Below are 23,673 nucleotides of genomic sequence, written 5' to 3' on the forward strand. Positions count from 1 at the left end.
GGCCGACAGACCCTTTCCGCGAAGGCCTGTTGTGCCGGGCGGAACAACGTCAAGCGGGCTGAAGGTTGGGACGCGACGAATTAGGGGGAGGTTCGCCGAGCGTGTTTTGGAAACAGCGGCGAACCTGGAAATGCCGAGAACGTCGTGCTCCCGCCGCGAGTCAAGCCCTCTTGGCGAAATCCCGCATGAACGCCGTGAGGCGCTCCACCGATGCAACGGGTACTGCGTTGTAGATCGAAACCCGGATACCCCCGGTCGACCTGTGTCCGGCGAGCCCCACCATACCCTCCTTTGCGGCTTCGGCGACGAAGCGTTTTTCCATCTCCTCGCTGGCCAGCCGGAACACCACGTTCATGAACGAGCGGCTCTCCTTCTCGACCGGCGCCCGGAAGACGTCCGGGTGCGCGTCGATGGTTTCGTACAGCAGCTCACCCTTCTTGCGATTCCGTCGCTCGACCTCTTCGAGCCCACCGATCTCAAGCGTATACGCGAGCACGTTGCGCATGAGGTAGATTGCGAATGTCGGAGGTGTGTTGTAGAGCGAGTTGTTGGCAGCGTAAGTGGCATAACGGAAAATGACGGGAATGTCTTTTCGCGCGCTGTCAACGAGATCCTTGCGGGCGAGCACGACCGTGATCCCGCTCGGTCCGATGTTCTTCTGGGCGCCGGCGTAAACCAGGGCAAACCTGGAGATATCCATCTTCCGCCACAGGATGTCGGACGACATATCCGCGACGAGCGGCACGTCGCCCGTGTCGGGCAGCCAGTGCCACTGCGTGCCGAACAGCGTGTTGTTCGTCGTCATGTGGACGTAGGCGGCGTTCGGATCGAGCGAGAGCTCTCCCTGGTGGGGGATGCGGGTGTACCGCTTGTCGACGGCGGTGCTCCCGGCCACGCGCACCGTCCCGACGCGCTTCGCCTCCTCCAGGGCCTTCTCCGACCAGCCGCCGGTCAGGATGTAGTCGGCGCTCCTGCCGGGCGGCAGGAGGTTCATCGGCGCGACCGCGAACTGCATGGCCGCGCCGCCCTGCATGAACAGCACGTGGTAGTCGTCCGACAGGCCGAGCAGCTGCCGGAGCAGCGAGATCGCCTCGTTGTGCACCGCCCCGAACGCCTTGCCGCGGTGGCTGTGCTCCATGATCGACATGCCCGTCCCCTCGAAATCGAGGAGCTCGCGCTGTGCGCGCTCGAGGGCGGGGAGGGGGAGCCCGGCAGGGCCGGCGTTGAAGTTGTGGACACGCGCCATGGTGCTTCTCCTGAGGTTCAAGTCGGCGGTTCCTGATACCGCCGTGTCGGCCGTATACCACGGGGGGCGCCGCCTCCGCCGGACGGGCCGAGCAGGAGCGCCGCCGCGGCGCGGATCGCGCCGCGCCCTTCGCCTCGGACCTGCCGGCGGCCGCGATCTAAGCTAAATTCACCGCCCCGGAGGGCGAGTGATGCTGGTGACCCGCGAAGAGATGGCGTTCGATTTCCAGGGCGCCAGGCTCGATCCCGTCAGGGACAAGGACGTGATCGTCTGGGCCGTGCAGCAGTTCCTCTACGGGGAGATCACCGGCGTCCAGATTGGGCACTGGCTCTACAACGCCCCCGACCTGGAGTCCGCGCGCTTCCTCGCGCGCCAGGCCGTCGAGGAGTTCCAGCACGTCGGCAACTTCCTCCGCATCCTCGAGATCCTGGGCGCGCCGCCGGACAAGGCCGCCTGGAGCGTGCGCTTCCTCGCGACCGGGCTGATGGGCGGGGACTGGGCCGAGCACGTCGCCCTCGAGATGGCCCTCGGCGAGGGCCTCGTCCTCCAGGCCTTCTACGCGATGATCGAGACCGTGGATGAGCCGGAGATCGTCGCCATCCTGAAGCGCGGCGTGCGGCAGGAAGAGCGGCACGTCGACTTCGGCGAGCAGCAGACGAGGAAGGCCATCGCGGGCAGGCCGGCGCTCCGGAGGCGGCTGCTCGGCCTCGCGCTGGTGTCGCTCTGGGGCGTGTCGCGGCTCGAGGCGTTCATGAAGAAGCGCCTGCCGATGGACCATCCGGCGCTCAAGCGCCTGCCCGATCTGGTGCGCCACACGGTGCGGATCGCGGAGCTCCGGCTCATGCGGATCGGCCTGACCGAGGCGCCGATCTCGTCGATGTCGGCCGGCCGCAAGCTCGCGCTGGTGGCGGAGGCGTACGGGGGCAAGCTCGCGCTCGGCCTCGCTTCGTGGGTGCTCTCGGTGCTGCTCTTCCCGCTCCGGCTGCTCGGCGTCGCAGGGCCGAAGCGGCTGACGGACACGTACCTGAGCGATCCCCTGCTCGCGCGCGGCGGCCGCCTCGGCGCTGGCGCGGAAGCTGGCGCGGAAGACGACCCCGGCGACGCCGATCAGCAGACGGGCCCGGGCGGCACGCAGGCGGGGCACGGCGCGGCGGCGCGCGCCTGAACGCGAGGTGGAGCGTGGCTGACGGCGAGGACGAGGGGCGAGCCACCCGCGCCGGGGCGGCCGGCGCGGCGGGGCCTCCGGGGGCGCGCTCCGCCGCGTTGCCCGCGTCGCGGGAGCTGCCGCTCTTCGCCGAGCTGCCCGAGCTCTCGGGGCGGGTCCCGTGGCGCCCCCTCGCGCACGCGCCGACGCCGGTCGTCCCGTGCGCCGCGATCGAGGGGTACCTCGGGCGCGGCGGCGTCTGGGTGAAGCGCGACGATCTGATCTCGCCGCTCTACGGCGGCAACAAGGTGCGTCGCTTCGAGTTCCTGCTCGCCGACGCCGAGCGGCGCGGCGCGAGGACGCTCGTCACCGTCGGCGGGCTGGCGTCGACGCAGGTCACCGCCACGGCCCTCTTCGGCCGCGCGCTCGGCTTCGCCGTCACCGCGGTCCTGTTCGATCAGCCGATCACCCGGTTCGGCCGCGGCGCGCTCCTCGCCGACGCGGCCAGCGGCGCCGAGCTCGTCCATGGCGGCGGGTACGCGACCACCGCGGTCCGGGCGATCCGGGCGCTGCGGCGGGCCGACCGGCCGTATTTCATCCTGCCAGGCGCCTCGTCCGCCCTCCCGTGCCTCGGCTACGTCGACGCGATGTTCGAGCTCGCGGAGCAGGTCCGGCGCGGCGAGGTCCCCCGGCCCGATCGCATCGTCGTCCCCTCGGGGACGGGCGGCACGCTGGCGGGGCTCACGCTGGGCGCCGCGGTGCTCGGCTGGCCGACCACGATCGTCGGTGTTCGCATCACCGAGCGCATCGCGTCGAACCGCGCCGTCGTCCGGTACGAGATCGGCAGCATGAAGCGCCTGCTCGCCCGGCGCGCGCCGCGCTTCACCCGGCGTCGGCTCCCGCCGGTCCGCTTCGAGATCGATCACCGCGCGATCGGCCCCGGCTACGGCATGCCGACCCCCGCGTCCGTCGCCGCCATCCCCGAGGTGGAGCGGCTGATCGGCGTGCCGGGGGAGGTCACGTACAGCGCCAAGGCGCTCGCCGCGCTGCGCGGGATCGCGCAGGAGCGCCCGCGGGAGACGATCCTCCTCTGGCAGACGCTCTCGAGCGCGCGACCGCCGCTCGCGGAGGGCGGCGCTGCGGCGCTCCCGCCGGCGTTCGCGCGGTTCTTCGACGGGGAGATCGCGTACTGAGAGGGCGCGGCGCGTGGTCGACGCGCCGCGCTGTGGCGTCACTTCACGCGCAGGCTGTTCACGAGCTTGTCGAAGTCGGCGCGCGCCCCGGTGACCGTCTTCTCGGGGCCCGTCATCTTGAAGAACCAGGGATCGCCGGAGGGCGTCTCGACGATCGCGCCGAGGAGGGCGTAGTTCGGCTTCGGATCCGACGCGGGCATGCCGGGCATCCCGGAGCCGGCGAACGTCCCCTTCACCTCGACGATGGTGACCTTGAGATCGCCGGCCTTGAGGTCGGTGCGCTTGGGGGAATCGTCGCTCTTCTGGGAGAACTGGCCGGCCCAGCGCGTGATGTTCGCGTCCACGCTGCCGCCCGCCTGGCTCACGCTGAGCTCGGCGTCCTCGGCGTCACCGGCGGCGCGCTTGATCTTGTACGTGGCCTTGCGCATCGAGTTGGGGTTCGGCGCGCTCTCGAAGCTCGCCGGGGCGTCCCACGCGAGCGCGCCGCCCGCCTGCTGGCCGCTGGCCGGCGCCGGCTTCGGAGCGGGCGCCGCCTCGGCAGGCTTGCTGGTCGCGGGCGCCTCGGGCGCGGATGTGGCTGTCGGCTCGGGGGTCTTCGAGCACGCCGCGGCGAGCGCGGCGACGAGCGGCAAAACCATGGCGGAGCGGAGCTTGATCATCGTGGGAGGCCTCGGCGGGGTTCGCGGCGACTGTAGTCGCCGTGCCCGCGGCCTCAAGCCGGATCGGATCGCGGGGACCCCCCGGCGCGCTCTTGCCGGAGGCGCCCGGCGGGCCGTTCAGCCGCGCGCGTTGCCGTGATACCACCAAAATACAAAACCATGGACCCCACCTTCCGGCGCGCGTTCAACGCTGCCTTCGGGCCGTCGACCTACGCGGACTACCTCGGCCGGCTCGAGCGGCGGCTCGGGTGCGCGATCCCGTTCCGCGTCGCCGAGACGCCGCTGTTCCTGCCCCACAGGCTGCGCGACGACCTCGAGCGCTCCGCGACGGAGATCGTGCGACAGATCTCGAGCCCGGCGCTCATCGCGCGGATGAAGTGCGCCATCCCTGCGCACCTCGACGTCCCGGGCATGGATCCGCTCCCCAACTGCGCGCAGGTCGACTTCGCGATCGTGCGCGGCCCGGACGGCGAGCTCACGGGCAAGGTGGTCGAGCTGCAGGCGTTCCCGTCGCTCTACGCGCTCATGCTCGTCCAGGTCGAGGTCATGGCCGAGGTGCTCGCCGGGATGCCGGGGCTCGACCGTCGCTGGTCGTGCTGCTTCGGGGGCCGGAGCTCCGCCGACGTCATCGCGCAGCTTCGCCGCGCGATCCTCGCGGGAGAGCCCGAAGAGTCGGTGGTCCTGCTCGACCTCGCGCCGGAGAAGCAGAAGACGTACCCCGACTTCGTGGCGACGAAGCTCCTCGTCGGCGTCGACGCCGTCTGCCCGACGGCGCTCGTCCGGGAGGGGGACCGGCTGTTCCGCCGCGTCGGCGGGCGGCTCGTCCAGGTCCGCCGGCTGTACAACCGCGTCGTGTTCGACGAGCTCGAGTCGAAGCGGGTCGAGCTCCCGTTCCGGTACGGCGAGCCGCTCGACGTCACGTGGTGCTCGCACCCGAACTGGTACTGGACCTGGTCGAAGTACACGCTGCCCTACATCGATCACCCCGCGCTGCCGCGAACGTGGACGCTGAGCGCGCTGGACGGCGCGCCGCTGGATCTCGAGCGCTGCGTGCTCAAGCCGCTGTTCTCCTTCGCGGGCTCCGGGGTGAAGGTGGATGTCACGCCCGAGGACATCGCCGCGATCCCGGAGGGGGAGCGATCGGGCTGGCTGCTCCAGGAGAAGGTCGCGTACGAGCCGGCGCTCGTGATGCCCGACGGGAACGGGGTGAAGGCCGAGGTGCGGATGATGTTCCTGCGCGCGCCGGACGAGCCCGAGCTCTCGCTCGTCCTCAACCTGGTGCGGCTCTCGCGCGGGAGGATGCTCGGCGTCGATCACAACCGCGACCTGACCTGGGTCGGCGGCACCGTGGGGATCTGGCCTGTCGACTGAGGTAGCGCTCAGGCGATGAGCGCGCGCCGCGCGCCGAGGACGAGCGCCGCCGCGGTCGTGCGCTCAGGCGATGAGCGCGATCTGCCACGCGCCGAGGACGAGCGCCGCCGCGGTCGCGCCCAGCGCGACCTGGACGACGGGGCGCCGCGGCGCGGGCCGGTTGCGCAGCGACAGGCCGGCGACGACCCCGATCGCGGCGCCGCTGAGCAACCCGAAGGCGTGCGCGCCCAGGTCGGAGCGTGGGCTCGCGCCGAGGGCGCCGAGGAGGGCGAGGCCTCCGACGAGCGGCGCGGCGAGGTGGAGGAGGTGGCGCTTCTCGCCGCTCTCCTTGTCGTGCGCGCGGTCGAGCATCAGCTGCGTGGCGGCGAGCAGCCCGATCGCGCCGAACACCGCGGTGGAGGCGCCGATCGAGGCGTGGTGCTGGCCCATGCTCTGGTGCCAGAGCGCGTTCGCGAAGTTCCCGATCGCGCCCGAGGCGACCACGGCGAGCGCGGCGCCGCCCGGCCCGAGGCGGCGCTGCACGGCGGACGCGAAGACCGTCCCGGAGATGACGTTGCCGAGCACGTGGGCCGAGTCGGCGTGCAGCGTGAGCGCGGTGATGGCGCGCCACGGCTCCGGTCCCACGACGAGGTTGGCGACGGAGGTGCCGCGCTGGAACCAGCGCCCGCCGCCGCTCGCGGGCCCGGTGACGAGGAAGAAGAAGAGGGCGAGCGCGGCGAACGCGACGCCCGCGACCATGGACGGAGGGTGGCGCAGCCGCTCGCGCGGGCGGATCGGGGGCCAGTTGCGGTTCTCCGCTTCGTACCGATCGATCGAGCCCGCGGCGAGGGCGTAGTCCTCGTCGCGCACGAGGAGCACCCAGCCCGCCGGCGTGTACCGCACGGCGTGCCAAAGCTCGCTCGACTGGAGCACGAGGGCCCACTCGCGGATCTTGCGCTCCGGCATGACGGGGCCGATGGCTGTGAGCCCGAGGCCGTGATTTTCCGCCTCTCCGGAGGTGGGTTCGCCGTTCTGGATCATCGCCGCCCTCTCGCCGCGCGCCGGCGGCAGGATCGCGATCGGGACGAACGGCTCGCCAGCTGCATCTCGAACACAGATACGGTTCTGTTCGCCCACGGCGGGTCCTCCACGGTTCGTCGACCCAAGGTTCATCGAAACGTGCGGATGAGCCCGGAAGCTGTCAACGCCGGGCCTCCGGGAGCCTGGCCGTCTTCGTCGTCACGCCGAGCCGCGGCGCTCCACGCCGAGCCGCGGCGCTCCTTGCCGGTTGCCGGCTCTGTGCGCGCGCTGCGCGGCCGGGCCCTTGTGCGCGCGCCGCAGCGGTGGCAGTGCGTGGTTGTGTCGACGGCCATCACGCAGGGCATCCGGGTCACCGTCTCGACGGTCTACGTCCCCACGCAGTCATCCCCGACGGAGCACCGCTACGTCTTTGCTTACACCGTGCGGATCGCGAACGAAGGCACCGAGCCCGCCCAGCTGAGGACGCGGCACTGGATCATCACGCACGGCAGCGGGAAGGTGGAGGAGGTGCGTGGCCCTGGCGTCGTCGGCCAGCAGCCCTCGCTCAAGCCTGGCGAGCACTTCGAGTACACGAGCGGCTGTGTGCTCGAGACCCCGCGCGGCACGATGCGCGGCACCTACCAGATGCACCGCCCCGACGGCCGCGTCTTCGACGCCGAGATCGCGTCGTTCACCCTGGCGATGCCGCACTCCCTGAACTGACGCCGCCCCCCATCCCCCCCACCCCCTTGGAACAGCCAGCGAGGAGGGGGGGGCCCGTGCGCGCGGGCGGCGGGGTAGGGCCCCACGAACCCGAGCGCCGGCCCGCATCGCAGCCTATCGCTCCCGACCCGCCACTCCCGCACCCACGGCAATCGCCTCCCAAAAGGCGCGAGTTCGTGGGAGGGGCCCCCGCCGCCCGCGCGCACGGGCACCCCCCTCCTCGCTGGCTCCGTCGCTGCCGTCCTAGCCGACGGCCTCCGGCTCGACCGCCGCCCCGTTCGCCTTCGCCTTCTCCGGCTCCCCCGCGCTCGCCGCCGAGAACGTGAACGTGAACTCCCCGCCTTCGAAGTCGACGGCGACGTTGCCCCCGTTCTCGAGGGCCCCGAAGAGCAGCTCGTCCCCGAGACGCCGCTTGATGTCGTTCTCGATGACGCGCCCGAGCGGCCGCGCCCCGTTCGCCGGATCGTACCCTCGCGTCGCGAGCTCCGCCCGCGCCCGGTCCGTCACCTCGACCGTCACCGACCGATCCGCCAGCATCGCCGCGAGCTCGCCGACGAACTTGTCCACGATGCTGCCCATCACCGACGGATCCAGCGCCCGGAACATGATGCGCGCGTCCAGCCGGTTCCTGAACTCCGGGCTGAACGTGTTCTTGTAGGCCTTGTCGTCGTCGCCCGCCGTCCCTCGCTCGCCGAAGCCGACGCGCGCCTGCGCGAGCTCCCGCGCGCCCACGTTGCTCGTCATGATCAGCACCATGTGGCGGAAGTCGCTCTTCTTGCCGTTGTTGTCGGTCAGCGTGCCGTGGTCCATCACCTGGAGCAGGACCTGGAACACGTCCGGGTGCGCCTTCTCGATCTCGTCGAGCAGCAGCACCGCGTGCGGCGTCTTCGCCGCCGTCTCCGTGAGCAGGCCGCCGCGGTCGAAGCCGACGTAGCCGGGCGGCGCGCCGATGAGCCGGGAGACGGTGTGGCGCTCCTGGTACTCGCTCATGTCGAACCGCAGGAACCCGATGCCGAGCGCCTTGGCGAGCTGCTTCGCGAGCTCCGTCTTCCCGACGCCCGTCGGCCCCGAGAACAGGAACGAGCCGATCGGCTTCTCCGGCGCGCGCAGCCCCGCGCGCGACAGCTTGATCGCCGACGCGAGCTGCTTCACCGCCTCGTCCTGCCCGAAGATCACCGAGCGCAGCGACTGCTCGAGATCCTTGAGCTGCGCCTTGTCCGACGTCGACACCTGGCGCGGCGGGATCTGCGCCATCTTCGCGACGACGAGCTCGATGTCCGCCGCCTCGACCGTGTACCCGTCGCCGTGGCGGAGGCGCGCCGCCGCGCCTGCCTCGTCGAGCAGATCGATCGCCTTGTCGGGCAGCCGGCGATCTTGCAGGTACCGCGCCGCCAGCTTGGCCGCGGCCTCGATCGCCTCGGCCGTGTACGTGATCTTGTGGAACTCCTCGTAGCGCTTCTGCAGGCCCTTCAGGATCTGCGTCGTGTCGTCGACCGAGGGCTCCGGCACCTCGATGCGCTGGAACCGCCGCGCGAGCGCGCTGTCGCGCTCGAGGTGGCCGCGGTACTCCTGGAACGTCGTCGCGCCGATGCAGCGCAGGCGGCCCGAGGCCAGCGCGGGCTTGAGCAGGTTCGACGCGTCCATCGTCCCGCCGCTCGCGGCGCCGGCGCCGATGATCGTGTGGATCTCGTCGATGAAGAGGACCGAGCCCGCCTGCTTCTCGAGCGCGCGCAGCACCGCCTTGAGGCGGTTCTCGAAGTCGCCGCGGTACTTCGTGCCGGCGAGGAGCGCGCCCATGTCGAGCGCGTAGACGGTCGCGTCCTTGAGCGGCGCGGGCACGTCCTTCTTCTCGATCCGCTGCGCGAGCCCCTCCACGATCGCCGTCTTGCCGACCCCGGCGTCGCCGATGAGCAGGGGGTTGTTCTTGCGCCGCCGCGCGAGCACCTGGATCGTGCGGGCGACCTCGTTCTCGCGGCCGACCAGCGGGTCGATGCGGCCCTCGGCCGCCTCCTTGTTGAGGTTCGTCGTGAACGCCGCGAGCGGATCCTTGACCGGCTGCGCGGCGCCGGGCTCGCCGCCCTCCTCCGGCGGCTCCTCCCGGAGGCCGTCGTCCTGGCCCGTCTTCGAGATGCCGTGCGAGATGTAGTTCACGACGTCGAAGCGGCTGATGCCCTGCTCGCCGAGGAGCGTCACCGCCGGGCAGTCGCGCTCGGCGAACATCGCCACCAGCACGTTCGCCCCCTTGAGCTCCTTCTTGCCCGAGGACTGCACGTGCATCGCGGCGCGGCCGACCACGCGCTGGAACCCGAGCGAGAGCGTCGGGCTCGTGTCCGCGTCCTCCGGCAACACCTCGATCTCCTCGTCGAGGAAGCGCTCGAGCTTCTTCTTGAGCAGCGGGGTGTCGCCCCCCGCGTGCCGGAGGACCTCGGCCGTCTCCTCGTCGAAGAGCAGCGCGTAGAGCAGGTGCTCGATGGTCACGAACTCGTGCCGGCGGCGCGAGGCCTCCCGGGTGGCGAGCGAAAAGGCGATCTCAACTTCGGGGCTGATGCGCATGGTCATTCCGGCTCGGCGGTCAACCGAAGGGGCATCGCGTGCTCCTTGGCGAAGTCCTGGACTTGGGCGACCTTGGTCTCGGCGACATCCTTCGTGTACACGCCGGCGACCCCGTGGCCGCGATGGTGCACGCTCAGCATGATGTGCGTGGCCTCCGTCTCGGTGCGGTGGAAGAACTTCATGAGGACGAGCACGACGAACTCCATCGTCGTGTAGTCGTCGTTGTGGAACACGACCTTGTAGCGGCGGGCCTTCTCGACCTTCCGTTCGCGCTCGGTCGCGAGGTCGCCCTGCTTGTCTTCTCTTTCCTCAGGATCGTTCGGCATAAATCCGTCGGGAAGGATAGCAAGAGCCCCGCCCCGGCGAGCGGTCGACGAAGCTGGCTCGTGCCCCGGAAGCATGCTCCGCCGCGGCGCCCTTCGCCACGCGCGGGCCTGGATTTTCCGTCCGCCGTGGCGCTCGGCTCATGGAACCGGGCCGAGGGTGCTGCTGGGTTCGTTCGCGGGCGCCGGCCTGGTCCGGCTGCTGGCGGGGCCACGCCGCCCCGCCGCGGGCGCGCGAGCGGCCCGCGGCGGACGGCGCGCCGGCGTGGTCACACGAGCGACATGGCTGTGCCGAGGTCGATCTCGACGGGCGTGAGGCCCCAGATGTCGCGCGCGTACTCGCGCACGGTGCGGTCCGAGGAGAACTCGCCCACGCGCGCGATGTTGAGCGCGGACTTGCGCAGCCAGCTCTGCCGGTCGGCGTACGCCGCCTCCACCTCGCGCTGACAGGTGGAGTAGGCCTTGAAGTCGGCGAGCATCATGTACTCGTCCCGGCCGAGGAGCCGGTCGAGCAGGGGCTGGAAGAGCTCGCGGTACTCCGGGGAGAAGAAGCCCGACGAGATGAGCTCGATCACCTCGCGGAGCTCCGGGTCGGCGGCCACGGCGGTGCGCCCCTCGAAGTGCTCGCCGCGGCGGGCGATGACCTCGTCGGCGGTCAGCCCGAACAGGAAGAAGTTCTCCGGGCCCACCGCGTCGCGGATCTCGATGTTCGCGCCGTCGAGCGTGCCGACGGTGAGCGCGCCGTTCAGCGCGAGCTTCATGTTCCCGGTGCCCGACGCCTCCATGCCCGCGGTCGAGATCTGCTCGGAGACGTCGGCGGCGGGGATGATGCGCTCGGCCAGCGAGACGCGGTAGTTCGGCATGAACGCGACCCGGAGCCCGGTGTGGCGCCGGTCGCCGTTCACCACGTAGGCGACGGCGTGGATGAACTTGATGATGAGCTTCGCCTGCCGGTAGCCGGGCGCCGCCTTGGCGCCGAAGATGAAGGTCCGCGGCATGATCTGCTCGCCGCGCTTCTGGCGCAGGTAGAGCGCGACGATGTGGAGCGCGTTGAGCAGCTGGCGCTTGTACTCGTGGAGGCGCTTGATCTGGACGTCGAAGATCGAGGAGGGGTCGACGTTGATGTCGAGCTCGTGCGCGATGACCTTCGCGAGCGCCACCTTGTTCGCGCGCTTCACCGCGGCGATCCGCTCGATGAACTCCGGGTCGTCGAGGTGGCGCTCGAGCTCGCGCAGCCGCTCGAACTCCGTCACCCACTTCGGGCCGACCTTCTCGGTGACGAGCGCGGCGAGCGCGGGGTTGCAGGCGAGCAGCCACCGCCTGAACGTGACGCCGTTCGTCTTGTTGTTGAACCGCTCCGGCCAGAGGTCGTAGAAGTCGCGGAGCAGGTCGCGCTTGACGAGCTCGGAGTGGAGCTTGGCCACGCCGTTCACCGAGTGCGAGCCGACGACCGCGAGGTGGGCCATGCGCACGTGGCGCTCGTGGCCTTCCTCGATGAGGGACATCCTCGCCACGCGGTCCTGGTCCTGCGGGTGGGCGTCCATGACCTCGCGCAAGAACCGCCGGTTGATCTCGTAGATGATCTCGAGGTGCCGCGGCAGGAGCCGCTCGAAGAGCGCGACGGGCCAGCGCTCGAGCGCCTCGGGCAGCAGGGTGTGGTTCGTGTACCCGAAGGCCCCGACCGTCTGCTTCCACGCGTCTTCCCAGGCGAGCAGGTGGTCGTCGATGAGGACGCGCATCAGCTCGGCGATCGCGATGGCGGGGTGGGTGTCGTTCAGCTGGATCGCGTTCTTCTCGGCGAAGCGCGAGAAGTCCGGGTGGACGCGGTTGTAGCGGTTCACGATGTCGGCGATGGAGCAGGCGACGAAGAAGTACTCCTGCCGGAGGCGCAGCTCCTTGCCCTTGTCGAAGTTGTCGTTCGGGTAGAGGACCTTGGAGATGACCTCCGACTGGTTCTTCTCGTGGACGGCGTGCACGTAGTCGCCGGCGTTGAAGAGCTCGAAGTCGAACTCCTCGCCCGCGCGGGCCGACCAGAGGCGGAGGGTGTTGACGGTGTTCGACTGGTAGCCCGCGATGGGCGTGTCGAACGGGACGCCGATGACCTGCTCGGACGGTCGCCAGACCACGCGGAAGCCGCCGCGCTTGTCGGGGACGCGCTCGGTGTAGCCGCCGAACGAGACCGGGACGGCGTGCTCGGGGCGCTCGACCTCCCAGGGGTTGCCGAAGCGGAGCCACTCGTCGGCGCGCTCGACCTGGTAGCCGTCGCGGATGACCTGCTCGAAGATGCCGAACTCGTACCGGATGCCGTACCCGTAGGTGGGCAGGCCGATCGTGGCCATGGAGTCGAGGAAGCAGGCGGCGAGCCGCCCGAGGCCGCCGTTGCCGAGCCCGGCGTCGGGCTCTTGCTCGACGAGCTCATCGAGGTCGAAGCCGAGCTCGCCGAGCACGGTCTTGAAGCTGTCGTAGATATCGAGCGCCTGCAGGTTGGCGACGAGCGCCCGGCCGAGGAGGAACTCCGCGGAGAGGTAGTAGCCGCGCTTGACGTCCTGCTCGTAGTAGGTGTGCTGCGTCTTCGTCCACCGGTCGACGAGGCGGTCGCGCGCCGAGAGGGCGATGGCGACGTACCGGTCGAACGGCGTGGCGGACATGGACTCCCGGGCGCGCGAGTAGTGCAGGTGATCGGCGAAGGCACGGCGCAACGCGATCGGGTGCATGCCGGTGCGGGCGTCCGGCGCCGGGTTGCCGCGGAAAAATGCGGCGGGGGTGTCGCGCTGCTGGGCGTTGCCGTCTCTCTGGGCGGGGGTTTCTCTCTGACGGTTGGGATCGGCGTCGATCGGGTTGGCCATGGCGGCGCACTTTAGACGGATCCGGCCCGCTCTGGTTGGCTGCGCGACGTGCTCGGATGAGGTTCCGTGTGGGCGGGGGTTGTCGAGGGTCCCCGGGCTAAATTATTGTAGTAACGGAATCCAGCCCGGCGACCTGGTGCGGGGCGAGCGCCGTCAGCCGGCGCGGCGGGCGAGCGGCGGGATGGTCGACGGCGGGCGGGGCGCGGCGGCGGGCTCACGCTCGCTGACGCGGGCGGCCATGTGCGTCGACCCGCTCCGGCGGTGAAGCCGGACGCGCTCGCCTCAGCGCGGGCAGCCGCCGAGCAGCGGCGCCCCGAGCAGATCGAGCTGCTCGACCGCCCGCTGCGGCCGGCGGCGCACACCCGCGCCAGCCGCCGGGGCGGCGCTCCAGGAGCTCGCCCGCAGGACGAGCTCCTCGCGGAGCGCCACGAGCTCCCGCGCCGGCAGGGTGCTCGTGTCCGTCACGAGCCGCGCCCCGTCACGGTAGCCGGTCCACACCGTGTAGCCGTCCCGCGTGACCTCGATCCCGAACCTGGGGCCATAGTCCATGATCTCGTAGCTGCGCCCCAGGGCCAGGAAGCTCCACTTCTTCATCGCGACGGTCTCGCCAGTGTCCGTCGACGCGGTCGGCTCGGCCAACAAACCGGGGCCGGGCTCCGCGCGCTGCGGGCGGCGCGCGTGATCTGCGCGGAATCCGTGAGGAGCCCGGGTCACCCGGGTCCGCGCGCCGGAGCGGCGCACCCACACGAGCCGCCTTCCCCAGCCGCCTCGCTTCGCGAGGTGCCTGACGTCGTGGGGTACCTGTCGTGATGGCGGACCCACGCCATCGTGTAAGGGAGCGCGGCCTCGTCCCGCCCCAGGGGCGTGAGATCCAGGTAGTTGTAGGTGCCGATCAGGACGTCGAGCCCGCGCGCGTAGGTCGAGTAGGTGTGGAAGACCTCGTCGCCTTCGCGGGCGAAGACGCTCAGCCCAGGGGCCTCGGGGAAGGGGGAGCTCGCCTTCTTGAAGTTGTACTCCATATCTCCTCGAGCGCGCTCCTCCTCACGGAACGAGACGTGATGATCATAGTTGAAGTCCGTCTCGCCCGAGGAGACCCACGGGAACGTCCAGCCCATTCGCGCCTTGAACGCCTCGAGCTTGGCGAGCGGCGCGCGGGAGACGGCGCAGTACGCCGTGTCGCGGGCGGCCAGGTGGACGTGGCCACCCTGGATGTTGTCGGCCACGTACGAGCAGCTCTTGCAGCCCTCGTCCCAGCTCGGCGCGAACATGAAATGATAAACGAGGAGCTGCCGGCGCTCGCCGAAGAGCTCGCGCAGCGTCAGCTTGCCTGAAGGGGCGTCGAACACATAGGCCTTGTCGACCCTCACCCACGGCAGCTCGCGGCGCGCGGCGCTCAGCGCGTCGCGCCGCCGGTCGTGCTCTTTCTCTCTCTCCAGCAGCGCGAGGCGCGCCGCCAGCCACTCTTCCCTTGAAACGATCGTGGCGCGGCTCATCGGCGCTCTCCCTTCGACGCGGGGGCGCCGATGGCGCTCCTGCTCTGGTTCCGGTTCCGGAGCTTCTTGACGGCGATCGCGGTCACGGCCCCGGCGGAGGCCGCCTGGGCGAGGACCCATCCGATGGACGCGAGGCACGCAGGGCACATGGGGATCTCCTCCTGTGGGCGGCGCGCGCGGCGCCTCGCCGCGCCGGCCGCTGACCCGTGGAAATGACCACGGCGCCTCTGGCCGCGACAGCAACATCGATGTCGCGATCCGTTGGCGCGCGCTGCCGGGCGTGCGACGCTGCCGCGATGGATGCGACGGCCGAGGTCCCCGCCGAGCTCGGCGCGCTGGCGGCCCGCTCGCTCGCGGCGGGCGACGCGCTCGACGCGCTGAAGGTGGTCGGCCCCTTCGGCGGTCCACACGCGCTCGCGCTCCGCGGGATCGCGCTCGCGCAGATGGGCGCCTATCCGGAGGCGAAGGCCGCGCTCGGCCGCGCCGCGCGGGCGTTCGCGGCGGCGGGCGCCGAGCGCGCCCGGGCGCGCGCGAGCGCGGCCCTCGCGGAGATCGCGCTCGCGCAGCGGGACATCGGCGAGGCGTGGCAGGGGCTCGTCGAGGCGGGGGACGCCCTCGAGCGCGCGGGCGATCTCACGAACGCGGCGTGGGCTCGCCTGGGCGCGGCGCGGGCCGCGCTCCTCGAAGGCCGCGTCGCCGAGGCGGAGCGGGCGCTCGCGGCCGCCGAGGCCACCGTCACGAGCGACGCGCCGGTGTTCACCAGGGCCGCGCTGGCGCTCGTGCGCGCCGAGGTGCACGCGCGGCTCGTGCGCGCGTCCTCGGCGCGGCGCGCGGCCGAGCAGGCCGCGGCGTGGGCGCGGGCGAGCGGACATCCGCTGCTCAGCGCCGAGGCCGAGCGCTTCCTCCGCGCGCACGACGAGCCCGTGGCGCGCCTCGTCCAGGGCGGCCGCGACGAGCCCGCGCGCCTCGCCGACGTCGAGGCCCTGGTCGCCGCGCCCGCGGGGCGGGTCGTCGTGGACGCGCTCCGCCGCCGCGTGCTCGACGGCGGCGAGGTGCGGGCCGACCTCGCGCGCCGGCCGGTCCTGTTCGCCCTGCTCGAGGCGCTCGCGCGCGCTCACCCGGCGGCGATCGCGAGCGACGACCTCGCGCGCGCGGCGTTCGGCGTCCGCGCGGTCAACGAGTCCCACCGGCGGCGGCTGCGCGTCGAGGTGGGGCGCCTGCGCGCCGAGCTCGGCGGCGTCGGGGTCGTGCGCGCGCTCGGGAACGCGTACCGCTGGGAGCTCGGCGCGGGCGCGGAGGTGGTCGTCCTCGCGCCGCTCGAGCCGGGCGACGCGGGCGCCATCCGCGCGCTCCTCTCGGACGGCGCCGCGTGGAGCGCCTCGGCCATCGGCGCCGCGCTCGGCAAGAGCGCGCGCACGGTGCAGCGCGCGCTCGCGGAGCTCTCGCTCGCGCGCGCGGTCGAGGTCACCGGCAGCGGCCCCTCGCGGCGCTACGCGAGGCCCAGAGCGGCGCTGTCGATCGCGTCACAAATGTTGCTCCTCGGGCTCGCGCTCCCTGGTTGAGTGCGCGTTGAGTGCGGGGCGAGGAAGGAGCGGACCGTGAAAGCCCGGCAGGCCGAGATCATCGCGGAGCGCACGTTCGAAGGGGTGGAGTCGATTCACGGGGTCGCGTTCGACGGACAGGCGGTGTGGTTCGCGCACGGCGATCGCGGAGACCTCATGTCGGCCGAGCCCGAGAGCGGCCGCGTGCTGCGTCGCCTGAAGGCGCCCGCGAGCGCCGGGGTGGCGTTCGACGGGCGCCACCTGTGGGTCGTCGGGGGCGGCAGGATCCGGAAGATCGATCCCGCGAGCGGGGCCGCGGTCGGCGAGGTGCCGGGCTTCGACGCGACGCCCGTGAGCGGGCTCGCGTGGGCCGACGGCGCGCTCTATGCGGGCATCTACCGCGAGCGGAAGATCCTCAAGATCGATCCCGAGCGCGGGGCCGTCCTCCGCACGCTCGTCTCCGATCGGCTCGTCACCGGCGTCACGTGGACCGACGGCGATCTATGGCACGGCGTGATGTGCGAGGCGGAGGGCGCGCCGTCGGAGCTCCGCCGCGTCGATTCCCGGAGCGGCGACGTCCTGGACCGGCTCGCGCTGCCGGAGAGCGTGCGCCTCTCCGGCGTCGAGGCGGACGCGAGCGGCCGCCTGTGGTGCGGCGACCCGGCGACAGGCAGGCTCCGCGCGGTGAAGAAGCCGCGAAAAGCGGTCTGATTCACCCTGGGTTCGACCTGCCGGCTGCGGTGGGCCAGGGGTTCGAGACAAACTTACAGCGTGAGTGGCACCGCGCCGATCGGAAACGGCAGGGCCGCTGCGCGCGGCGATGATCAAAACCGAAACCTTCGGGAATGTGAAGGCGCGCAAGGTGCGCGCGGATTTCTGCGTCGATACAATGCCCTCAGGAGAGGCGGTTCGAGAATGCGACGACATCGGGCGCCGCGAGTCGCCCGCCCGGGGCACGGCGGCCCCGCCGAGAGCAAAGTCAAAGAAGGCGCCGCGGGCGAGGGGAGCGAGGCCGCAGCGGGACCTTCGCCATCCACTGCAGCGCAACAATGACGCTGTATGGGCGGCTTCGGGCGGTTTGACGTACGGACAGCGTTTGGACTTCCAGCCTCCTCGACGGGAGCGGTCTCGATCGGTGCCGTGTACCCATGTGGAGATCCGATATGCATCTTCGATCGTTTGGCTGGATCTTCGTTTTGGGTTCTCTGGCGCCCGCCTGCACAGGGCAGCTCGGCGACCTGTCCTCGAGCGCGGTCGGCGGCGAGACCGGCAGCGACGTTCCCCCGCCTCAGGCCGACGGGAGCTTGCCGTACGCGGCGCCCACGCCCGCCTCCGCGGCGTTGCGCGCCCGCACATGGCTGCTCACGCCGGAGGAGTACGGCCGCTCCGTCCAGGGCTTGCTCGGCGTGTCGATCGACGTCTCGGACATGGATCCCGTGCCGGACAACGGCATCTATCCGAACATGTCCACCAGCGGGCTCGTCCGCGTGACCCTTGCCGAGCAGTACGCGGCCAAGGCCGAGGCCGCGGTGCTCGCGCTCAGCGATCGGCAGCTCAGCGCGCTGATTCCGTGCGGCAAGGTCGACGCGACGTGCAAGGCGGACTTCGTGCGCGCGGCGGTCAGCAAGGCGTTCCGGCGGCCCGCGACGGCGGAGGACCTGACCAATTATGGCGAAGTGTTCGATCTCGCCGCCGAGTCCGGGGATCCGGCGCTGCCATTCCGCTGGGTGCTGAAGGGCGTGCTGAGCTCGCCCTATTTCTTGTACCGGACCGAGATCGGCGCGCCGAGCGACGAGGCGAAAGCGGCGTTCCGGCTGACTGACCACGAGATCGCGACCTTCCTTTCGTACAGCGTGCTCGGCGAGCCGCCCTCTGCGACGCTGGTCGCCGCCGCCGATCGCGGTGAGCTGGCCGATCCCGCGCTGCTTCCTGGTCACATCGACCAGCTGCTCTCGACGCCGGGCGCCGCCGACCAGCTCGGTCACTTCCTCGTCCAGTGGTTGCGGTTGCACACGTTCGAGGCCGAGGTGGAGAAGTTCGAGGACGTGTTCCCCGGCTTCGCCGATGTGAAGGGGGCGATGTTCGCCGAGACGCAGCGCTTCCTCCGCGCGAACGGGGGCATGGAGGGCTCGATCGCGAGCCTGCTCACGGCGCCTGTACCCGAGGCCGATCCAGCGCTCTCCGCGTTTTACCGCAGCGACGCCTCGGGCGCGACGGACACCGCGCGGAGCGGCCTGCTCTCCCTCGGCTCCGTGCTCTCCAAGACCGCCAAGCAGTACCTCACGTCCCCGACGCTCCGCGGCCTGTTCATCCGCGATCAGCTGCTGTGCCAGCACATCACGTTGCCCGAGAGCTTCACGCCGCCGCCGATCGAGGAGAGCGAGCTGCGCATGACCCCGAAGACCACGCGCGAGCTGTACGAGACGCACAACGCGCAGGCGGTCTGCAAGAGCTGCCACGCGCTGATCGACAACGTCGGCTTCATGCTCGAGAATTTCGACGGCGCGGGCCGCTATCGGACGCTCGAGCAGTACAGCAGCCCGTCGCTCACCGCGCCCATGGCCGCGCCGCAGCCGATCGACGCGGTGGGGCGGCTGCTCAACACCGACGTCGACGGCGAGTACGACAGCGCCGCGGGGCTGGGAGAGGCGCTGTCGCGCAGCACCTGGGTCCGCGAGTGCGTGGCGCGGCAGGCCTTCCGCTTCTATTTCGGCCAGGTCGAGGCTGCGCGCGGTATTCCGCCGGTCGTGCAGGGCACGGCGGCGCTGGATCGCACCGGCCTGCTGCGCGACCTGCTCGTGGCGCTCCTGTCTTCGCCGAGCACGGTGGAGCGCGTGCGCGACTAGCTACGGCCATCGAGGATCGAACATGCCCAGGCGCTTCGACGTATCCAGACGAGACATCCTGAGGACGGCGGCCGGCGCGATCTTCCTCGGTCCGCTGCTGCGCCACCGCGAGGTCGAGGCGCAGACCGTCGTGCCCAAGCGGCTGGTGCTGATCTTCACGCCCGACTCGCACCCGCCCGAGTGGTGGCCGACCGGCAGCGGGTCGACGTTCCAGCTCCAGGAGCCGCTCGCCGATTTCCGCGGCCTCGAGAGAGACATGCTGTTCTTGCGCCGGCTCGACCATGCCTGGACGGTCGGGAATCACCACGAGGCCGGCATGGCGCAGCTGTTCACGGGCGCGCGCTTCATCGACGAGAGCTCACACCACGCGAACGGTCCCTCGCTCGATCAGATCCTGCTCAAGAGCTCCGACCTGCGCGGCGGCACGCCGATCGCGAGCATCCACCTGTGCGTCGCCGATCGCGGCGGCGCCGACAAGCGCCATATCATCTCGTACAGCGGCCCCGGTCAGCCCATGACCCACACGGCCGACCCCGCGCGCGCGTTCAGCACGATCTTCAGCGGCGTCACCTTCGACGGCGCCGCGCCGACGCCCACGCCCGGCGGTATGCCGGACGCCGTCGCGGCCGCGAAGCGCAGCGCCGACCAGCGGATCCTCCAGATCAACACGCGCGAGCTCAGGACCATCCAGCGCTTCCTCGGCCAGGCCGAGCGCCAGAAGCTGGAGCTCCACGTGGAAGCGCTGTTCGAGCTCGAGAAGCGCATCGCGGGCATGGGCGGCGGCACGTCGGTCCCGGCCGGCGCGGCGTGCGAGCGCGCGGACACCTCCGGCTACAACGGCAGCACCAACAACGCGACGACGATCACGCGCTGGGCGCAGATCCAGGCCGACATCATCGTGAGCGCGTTCACGTGCGATCGCACGCGGGTCGCGGACTACCACTTCAGCTTCTCCGGCGGCCACCACGAGGGCCTCCTCGGCTTCGGCCAGAGCTGGCACGACGTGGTCGCGCACGTCAGCCGCACGAACGACAGCGTCAGCGTCGGTGGTCAGTCGATGACCACGCGCCAGGCCTTCATGCTGTTCGATCGTTTCTGGGCGAGCCACATCGCGTACCTGGCGAAGCGGCTCGCGGGCATCCGCGAGGGCAGCGGCACGATGCTCGACAACACGATCCTGCTCTGGGGCGTGGAGAGCGGCACGAACCACAGCCACAACCCGCGGGACATGCAGTACCTGGTCATCGGCGGGAAGAACCTGGGCGTGAACGTGGGCCAGTACATCAACAACACCACCGCGCAGAGCTCGAACAAGCTGCTCACGTCCGTGATGAACGCGCTCGGCCACGCCGCGACGGGCATCGGCATCGAGCCGAACTGCGGACCGCTGCCGGGCTTCCTCGCCTGACGCCTGATCGAGGCGGGGCGGCGCTCGCTCCAAACAGTCCTCTCTTGAGTGAGAAACCGGGAACCAACAGCCGCGATCCCGTGCCCCATCGGCCCAGGTGGGCCCCGCGCCGCGGCCCCAGGTTACCGGACCCTCCGGGCCCCACGACGACCAGAGGACACTCCGGTCGGAGGAGATATACAAGGTTCCTTGCGCGATCCGCTCCCCTCCTGCAAGAGTGATGCTGTATCAACAACGTGTCCATGGTTCGAAGGGCCGAGGCCGCTCCGCCGCCTGCGGGCGGTTACACGCGACAGACAAGCCACGCGATGTTGAGAGGCCTATTGTTGAAATTTCCGTTGTTTAGGATGGTCGATAGGCGCACGCTATTTGCTCCGTTGTTGAGTCGAAAGACCATTACGTTGCTGGCTATGATTGTTGGGTGGCTATGGTACACGATGCCATTGAGTGGATGTATGTTGGTGTTATGGGCCAAGGTGGCAAAGTTTGCAGGGAGCCAGGGCACCAGATTGGGAGGTAGTGTTGGGTCTTGTAGCAGGTGCTCAGTTATCTGAGCTCCGCCGATTCTGCTGGACTTCTCCTGGGACCACCCCACTGGGATTGCGCCTGCGTTCGCAATGATGGAACTCATTGCCTCGTCGTATACCTTCGAAGGCTTCCCTTCTGCAGCCCAGAAATAGATCTTCGAGGCGTTTGCTGATGGCCTTCGAAAATCGAAGCTGGTTCCGGCCTGAGCTGCTCCGTGTCCAAAAAGCATGAGAGTGGGCATGATGGCTCCTGTTGTCTCGAAGAATAGAGTGTGGAATGAGGATTCATCCTAGTGGGCGTCGGGCTCTGGTGCAATCTTTGTGGGCGTGCTGGAACGGCAAGCGAGTTGAAAGCGCGGGCAAGCAGCAAGAATTCGAGCCGCCAAGGCGCCATGATACGCCAAGGTTGGTGTTTTCTTGGCGACTTGTGGCGTCTTGGCGGCGGTTTTCTCTGGTTTCCAGGCGGATCGATGCTCTATGGCCCCGCGCTTCCCGACGAGGTACGACGTGCCCCGCAGCGCGCGCAGCGCAGGCGCGATGACGTCGGCGACCAAGGGGCTGTGACAGGCGGCCAGCGCCGCGCCGGCGTACGCGCTCGTCAGGCCGGAGCGGCGCGCGGCGCGGCGCACCTTCGTCGCCCGTGGCCTCGTGCGCGGCCGCGAGCCTGTCCGCGGGGGTCCTGGCAGCCATCGACTCCAGCGCGAGCCGCGTCCTCACCTGCCGCTTGCTCCAGGCGGGACGGCGCTGGCTCCATTCCGTCCTCTCTTACGTGAGAGGCCGGGAACAAACCGCCGGGCCCCCGTGTTCCATCGGCCATGGCGCGACGTGTGATGGGCTGGGTCCTGATTCTGTTCACGCTGGCCCTGGTGGGGTGCGATCATGCCACCAAGGCGGTCGCGCAGGCCGCGCTCGAGCGGCGAGGTCCCCTGTCGATCGTGCCGGGGGTGCTCGATCTCCGCTACGCCGAGAACCGCGACATGGCCTTCAGCCTGCTCCGGGGCATCCAGTCGCCGGCGAAGGTGGCGGTCCTCCTGGTGTGCTCGATGATCGTCCTCGGCGTGGTGCTCCTGGGCTGGTGGAGCAGCCGCCGCGCTTCGGTCACCGAGCAGGCCGGGTACGCGCTCATCGTCGCCGGCGCGATTGGGAACGCGATCGATCGCGGCGTCCGCGGCTACGTCATCGACTTCATCCACCTTCACCGCTGGCCGGTGTTCAACGTCGCTGACATCGCCATCGTGGCGGGCGGGATCCTGCTCGGGATCGCGATGTTCCGGCGCGCGCGCCAGGAGCCGCGCGAGGTGTCCTGAGCTTCGCCTCATGAGACAGCCTCGCCCGAGCATGCCGGCTCCACGAGCAGCTCGGCCAGCGGCGGCGAGACCCGGAGGAAGAGCATGCGCGCCGCATGTCTTCCGGTCCGGTGTCTGAGAACTCTCGAGAAGACTCGCCGCCCGGTCGCGCCGCTGGGCTCAGTTGCAGAGCAGCCTCTTCAGCTCATCCCTGGTCTTGGGCTTCGCGCCGGCGAGGGCGGCGGAGGCGATCTGCTGCGTCTCCTTGGCCCTGGAGCAATCGTCAGGCCCGTTGGGCGCCTGCTCCAGCAAGGGGCCGAGCTTCTCCGTGGGGCCTTTCGCGTGCTTCTTGATGCAGAGCACGGGCTCGCCTTCGTGAACATAGTACCGGCGCTGCGTGACGCTGCTCGTCGTCGCCGGCTTGTCCGGCGTACCCCTCGTCCCGTCAAAGGCCCAGGATCCATCGTCGTGCAGCGCGAAGACCAGCTGGCCCTGGTCGTAGTAGAACTGGTACGCCGACTCGCCGTGCCCCGCGTCGGCGGCCGCGATCTCCGCCTTCTGGATCGCGCCGTCCGCCTTGTACAACCGGAGCTCGCCGCGCCCCTCGCCGCCGGCGCACTCGAAGCGGAGCTCGCTTCGCGTCAGGTCCTTGCGGGCCTGGATGTCCTGATACCGGGCCCTGATCTTCTGGATCCGCGGATCGTCGAGGCTCACCTTGGAGCCGCCGGCGGTGTCCGTGGCGACCCGGGGTGCTGCCGCGGGCGCCGGGCTTTCCACGACGGAGGTGCCGGCCGGGGGCGTGGTCGCGTCGGGCGCCGGAGCTCGGCCTGGCTCTGCAGGAGCCGCGGAGACGCTCGCCGACGGGCTGGGAGAAGGCGGGCTACACCCGATGACGGCGGCGACCAGCAGGGCGATGGAGGATCGGCTCATGAGGACCCGGAACGCCTGGTGCGACCGTCCCATTCAGCGGTCGGATTACCCGCCCTTGCGTCGAAACTCCACGAAGAACCGCACCGGGCCGTCGGGGTCGACGTGGTGCAGCACCTCGGGGACGACGATCCCTGGGCTCTCCGGATCGAGAGCGAGCTCTCGACCGCCGAGCCCATCGATCCGGTAGCGGAGCCGCCCCGAGAGCACGTGGATCACCCCCCATACGCCGGGCTTGGTGGAATGGTTCTTTCGCAGGCCGGAAGGGATCGTGACCTCGTCGAACTCGGCCGTCCGCTTGTACGCGACCAGCCCGTCGGGCATCTCGAGCCGATCGCAGCGCACGCAGTCGAGCTCGGTGCCGAGCATCGATGCGCGGCCCTCGGACGTGACGACCCAGGGGCGCGAAAAGAACGGCGGCTTGTGCCGGACGTGCTGGCCATGTCCACAGCTCAGCTCGGCCACCCAATCGTTCGCATCGTCCTGGTGGTAGCCTGTGATCGATCGACGCATCGTCTCGATCTATTGACCGTTTTCTGGATGTTTTTCCACTCGATCGGCGTGCAGCGTGTCCGGAGCGAGCTGCGC

The 23,673-nt window shown here is 70.4% G+C and carries 20 protein-coding genes; 9 read left to right on the plus strand and 11 right to left on the minus strand.

Annotated features, from left to right (window positions below; all coding sequences use genetic code 11):
* Positions 1-160: 160 nt before the first annotated feature.
* A complete protein-coding gene (serC, locus tag ACSRUE_RS26165) occupies positions 161-1,246 on the minus strand; it encodes a 3-phosphoserine/phosphohydroxythreonine transaminase (protein WP_441285961.1) in 1,086 nt (361 codons plus the stop codon).
* 190 nt (positions 1,247-1,436) lie between these two features.
* On the opposite strand from serC, the gene ACSRUE_RS26170 reads away from it, so the two are divergent.
* Both ACSRUE_RS26170 and ACSRUE_RS26175 read left to right on the plus strand, forming a co-directional pair.
* Positions 1,437-2,411: a ferritin-like domain-containing protein gene (locus tag ACSRUE_RS26170; protein WP_441285962.1), complete on the plus strand. Its 975-nt coding sequence runs from the start codon at positions 1,437-1,439 to the stop codon at positions 2,409-2,411.
* A gap of 14 nt (positions 2,412-2,425) precedes the next feature.
* Entirely contained in the window at positions 2,426-3,583 is a 1,158-nt protein-coding gene (locus ACSRUE_RS26175; protein WP_441285963.1) for a 1-aminocyclopropane-1-carboxylate deaminase/D-cysteine desulfhydrase, read from the plus strand.
* Positions 3,584-3,621: 38 nt separating this feature from the next.
* On the opposite strand, the gene ACSRUE_RS26180 is transcribed toward ACSRUE_RS26175, so the two are convergent.
* The gene (locus tag ACSRUE_RS26180) at positions 3,622-4,242 is read right to left on the minus strand and encodes a hypothetical protein (protein ID WP_441285964.1); all 621 of its coding nucleotides are present in this window, start codon (positions 4,240-4,242) and stop codon (positions 3,622-3,624) included.
* Between the two features lie 159 nt (positions 4,243-4,401).
* Between ACSRUE_RS26180 and ACSRUE_RS26185 the strand changes: the two genes are divergently transcribed.
* Complete coding sequence (locus ACSRUE_RS26185) at positions 4,402-5,613, plus strand: hypothetical protein (RefSeq protein ID WP_441285965.1); 1,212 nt, start codon at positions 4,402-4,404, stop codon at positions 5,611-5,613.
* 63 nt (positions 5,614-5,676) lie between these two features.
* On the opposite strand, the gene ACSRUE_RS26190 is transcribed toward ACSRUE_RS26185, so the two are convergent.
* Positions 5,677-6,729: a rhomboid family intramembrane serine protease gene (locus tag ACSRUE_RS26190; RefSeq protein WP_441285966.1), complete on the minus strand. Its 1,053-nt coding sequence runs from the start codon at positions 6,727-6,729 to the stop codon at positions 5,677-5,679.
* 222 nt (positions 6,730-6,951) lie between these two features.
* On the opposite strand from ACSRUE_RS26190, the gene apaG reads away from it, so the two are divergent.
* Positions 6,952-7,335 carry a Co2+/Mg2+ efflux protein ApaG gene (gene apaG / locus ACSRUE_RS26195; protein ID WP_044965505.1) on the plus strand — a complete coding sequence of 128 codons (384 nt, stop codon included), beginning with the start codon at positions 6,952-6,954 and terminating at the stop codon, positions 7,333-7,335.
* A 243-nt stretch (positions 7,336-7,578) separates the two neighbouring features.
* On the opposite strand, the gene clpA is transcribed toward apaG, so the two are convergent.
* The 6 genes from clpA to ACSRUE_RS26225 form a co-directional block, all read right to left on the minus strand.
* Complete coding sequence (gene clpA / locus ACSRUE_RS26200) at positions 7,579-9,894, minus strand: ATP-dependent Clp protease ATP-binding subunit ClpA (RefSeq protein ID WP_441285967.1); 2,316 nt, start codon at positions 9,892-9,894, stop codon at positions 7,579-7,581.
* A complete protein-coding gene (clpS, locus tag ACSRUE_RS26205; RefSeq protein ID WP_272093285.1) occupies positions 9,891-10,214 on the minus strand; it encodes an ATP-dependent Clp protease adapter ClpS in 324 nt (107 codons plus the stop codon). The genes clpA and clpS overlap by 4 nt, the downstream gene beginning before the upstream one ends.
* Positions 10,215-10,480: 266 nt before the next feature.
* On the minus strand, positions 10,481-13,057 hold the full coding sequence (locus ACSRUE_RS26210; protein ID WP_441285968.1) for a glycogen/starch/alpha-glucan phosphorylase: 2,577 nt from the start codon (positions 13,055-13,057) through the stop codon (positions 10,481-10,483).
* 282 nt (positions 13,058-13,339) lie between these two features.
* The gene (locus ACSRUE_RS26215; protein WP_441285969.1) at positions 13,340-13,651 is read right to left on the minus strand and encodes a hypothetical protein; all 312 of its coding nucleotides are present in this window, start codon (positions 13,649-13,651) and stop codon (positions 13,340-13,342) included.
* Between the two features lie 116 nt (positions 13,652-13,767).
* Positions 13,768-14,550, minus strand: a complete 783-nt coding sequence (locus tag ACSRUE_RS26220; protein ID WP_441285970.1) for a DUF899 domain-containing protein — start codon at positions 14,548-14,550, stop codon at positions 13,768-13,770.
* The gene (locus tag ACSRUE_RS26225) at positions 14,547-14,699 is read right to left on the minus strand and encodes a hypothetical protein (RefSeq protein ID WP_441285971.1); all 153 of its coding nucleotides are present in this window, start codon (positions 14,697-14,699) and stop codon (positions 14,547-14,549) included. The genes ACSRUE_RS26220 and ACSRUE_RS26225 overlap by 4 nt, the downstream gene beginning before the upstream one ends.
* Before the next feature lie 99 nt (positions 14,700-14,798).
* Here ACSRUE_RS26225 and ACSRUE_RS26230 point away from each other — a divergent pair, with 99 nt between their 5' ends.
* The 5 genes from ACSRUE_RS26230 (at position 14,799) to lspA (ending at position 22,179) form a co-directional block, all read left to right on the plus strand.
* Entirely contained in the window at positions 14,799-16,112 is a 1,314-nt protein-coding gene (locus ACSRUE_RS26230; RefSeq protein ID WP_441285972.1) for a helix-turn-helix domain-containing protein, read from the plus strand.
* Positions 16,113-16,148: 36 nt separating this feature from the next.
* Positions 16,149-16,802, plus strand: a complete 654-nt coding sequence (locus tag ACSRUE_RS26235) for a Vgb family protein (RefSeq protein WP_441285973.1) — start codon at positions 16,149-16,151, stop codon at positions 16,800-16,802.
* Between the two features lie 452 nt (positions 16,803-17,254).
* Entirely contained in the window at positions 17,255-18,937 is a 1,683-nt protein-coding gene (locus ACSRUE_RS26240; RefSeq protein WP_441285974.1) for a DUF1588 domain-containing protein, read from the plus strand.
* 22 nt (positions 18,938-18,959) lie between these two features.
* Positions 18,960-20,345 carry a DUF1552 domain-containing protein gene (locus ACSRUE_RS26245; RefSeq protein WP_441285975.1) on the plus strand — a complete coding sequence of 462 codons (1,386 nt, stop codon included), beginning with the start codon at positions 18,960-18,962 and terminating at the stop codon, positions 20,343-20,345.
* A gap of 1,342 nt (positions 20,346-21,687) precedes the next feature.
* Positions 21,688-22,179 (plus strand): signal peptidase II, encoded by a 492-nt coding sequence (gene lspA, locus ACSRUE_RS26250; RefSeq protein WP_012237010.1) that lies wholly within the window; start codon positions 21,688-21,690, stop codon positions 22,177-22,179.
* A gap of 159 nt (positions 22,180-22,338) precedes the next feature.
* Here the strand turns inward: lspA and ACSRUE_RS26255 are convergent, their stop codons facing one another.
* Both ACSRUE_RS26255 and ACSRUE_RS26260 read right to left on the minus strand, forming a co-directional pair.
* Positions 22,339-23,088: a hypothetical protein gene (locus ACSRUE_RS26255; protein ID WP_441285976.1), complete on the minus strand. Its 750-nt coding sequence runs from the start codon at positions 23,086-23,088 to the stop codon at positions 22,339-22,341.
* A 45-nt stretch (positions 23,089-23,133) separates the two neighbouring features.
* Positions 23,134-23,598 carry a DUF3565 domain-containing protein gene (locus tag ACSRUE_RS26260; RefSeq protein ID WP_441285977.1) on the minus strand — a complete coding sequence of 155 codons (465 nt, stop codon included), beginning with the start codon at positions 23,596-23,598 and terminating at the stop codon, positions 23,134-23,136.
* Between the last annotated feature and the right edge of the window lie 75 nt (positions 23,599-23,673).

It is taken from the genome of Sorangium sp. KYC3313 (assembly GCF_052075895.1).
Classification (GTDB): Bacteria; Myxococcota_A; Polyangia; order Polyangiales; family Polyangiaceae; genus Sorangium; species Sorangium cellulosum_B.